The organism is Synechococcus sp. R6-10, assembly GCF_047461815.1.
Classification (GTDB): domain Bacteria; phylum Cyanobacteriota; class Cyanobacteriia; order Thermostichales; family Thermostichaceae; genus Thermostichus.
Genome location: NZ_JANSHW010000164.1, coordinates 1 through 1,707, shown reverse-complemented (window position 1 = coordinate 1,707; position 1,707 = coordinate 1). Strand labels below are relative to the sequence as shown.

General features: G+C 59.7%; 1 protein-coding gene and 1 pseudogene. One reads left to right on the top strand and one right to left on the bottom strand.

Going from position 1 to position 1,707, the window contains the following annotated elements:
* Positions 1-140: 140 nt before the first annotated feature.
* On the bottom strand, positions 141-1,097 hold the full coding sequence (cysK, locus tag NW837_RS05380) for a cysteine synthase A (RefSeq protein WP_011433569.1): 957 nt from the start codon (positions 1,095-1,097) through the stop codon (positions 141-143).
* Between the two features lie 193 nt (positions 1,098-1,290).
* Here cysK and NW837_RS05375 point away from each other — a divergent pair.
* Positions 1,291-1,707 (top strand): annotated as a pseudogene (locus NW837_RS05375) (RNA-guided endonuclease TnpB family protein); the annotation flags it as partial.

The window sequence follows — 1,707 nt, the reverse complement described above, 5'->3', positions numbered from 1 at the left end:
CGAAGGGACTTGAACCCTTACGCCTTGCGGCACTAGATCCTAAGTCTAGCGCGTCTGCCGTTCCGCCACGTCACTCTCACCCATGCTAGCTCGCCCTCTGGGCCAGGGCGACCTGTAGGGCAGCAGTCTCAGCATCATCGTCATCTCGAATCGGAATCCCGCTCCAAGTCGCGAAAAAGAGGTGTGCTCAGGTAGCGTTCCCCAAAACTAGGCTGGATCATTACAATCCGCTTGCCAGCGTTTTCCGGTCGCCGCCCCACCTGGATGGCTCCCGCCAAGGCAGCCCCAGTGGAAATGCCGGAGAGGATCCCTTCTTCTTTGGCCAGGCGCCGGCTGTAGACCATGCTCTCTTCATCTTCCACTGGGATCACCTCATCCAGCAGGTCGCGCCGCAGCACATCAGGCACGAATCCCGCTCCGATCCCTTCAATGCGATGAAAGCCGGGCCGTCCACCACTCAAGACGGCACTGGCCTTGGGTTCAACGGCCACCAGTCGAATGGCTGGGTTTTTCCCCTTCAAAAACTCGCCCGCCCCCGTGATGGTGCCGCCGGTACCTACCCCTGCCACCAGGATATCCACTTGACCATCAGTATCTTCCCAAATTTCCGGGCCGGTGGTTCTGGCATGGATCCGGGGGTTGGCGGGATTGGTGAACTGGCCCAACATGTAAGCGTTGGGAGTGCGGCGGACGATCTCTTCAGCCTTCCAGATGGCTTCCCCCATGCCGCCGGCGCTACTGGCCAGATGCACCTCTGCTCCGTAGGCTTTCAACAGCAGTCGCCGCTCCAGGCTCATGCTCTCAGGCATGACGATGATGAGCCGGTAACCCTTGGCAGCAGCGGCCATGGCCAGGCCAATGCCGGTATTGCCAGAGGTGGGCTCCACCAAGATGGTCTTGCCGGGGGTGATCAAACCGGCCTGTTCGGCAGCCTCGATCATGCTGACGGCAATGCGGTCTTTCACCGAAGCGGCAGGGTTAAAGCTCTCCAATTTCACCACGATCTCGGCCAGGCACCCCTCCGATTGCGGGATCCGATTCAACCGCACCAGCGGGGTGCGACCGATGAGCTGGGTGATGTTGGCGGCGATTTTCATGGCTAACAAAAAGGAAGAAACCATCGCGGCAGTGGGCCCTAGCCCTTAACTCCGGAGCAACCGAGGGCCTTACGCGAGGCTAACCCTTGAATAAGCTCCTTGGCATGCCCCTTTCAGCTTACTAGCGCAGGAGCCCCGCCCTCTGTCCACAGGGCGAGGGTCGGGAGGAATGCGGAGTTACGATGATATAACCATGACCCAAGTCCTGACCATTTCCTGCAAGCTCAAGGTGTCTCAGTCGCAAGCCGCAAAGTTGGATGCGACCTTGGACGCCTTCGGCCAAGCCTTGAACTGGGTGAACCAGAACACACCGGAGAAGATCGCCAACGCCGTTAAGCTTCAGTCTCTGTGCTACCGCGAAATCCGTGCCCGGTTCGGCTTGTCCAGTAACTTGGCCGTACAGGTCTGCAGACGGATGGCCGGTGCCCGTAAAGTTGCCCGACAGAAAAACCGCCCCGTCAAGGCGTTCAAGGGGGGCTTTGCGACCTACGATGCCCGTATCTTCTCGTTCCGCGAGAAAGACTGGACGGTGTCGCTCACCACGGTGGAGGGTCGAGAGCGCTTTGAGCTGGCGATTGGCCGTTACCAGAGAGAACAGTTGGCAGGCTCC

Excerpts from the sequence above, each read along its gene's own strand:
- cysK (WP_011433569.1), bottom strand. The coding sequence starts at position 1,097 with ATGAAAATCGCCGCCAACATCACCCAGCTCATCGGTCGCACCCCGCTG.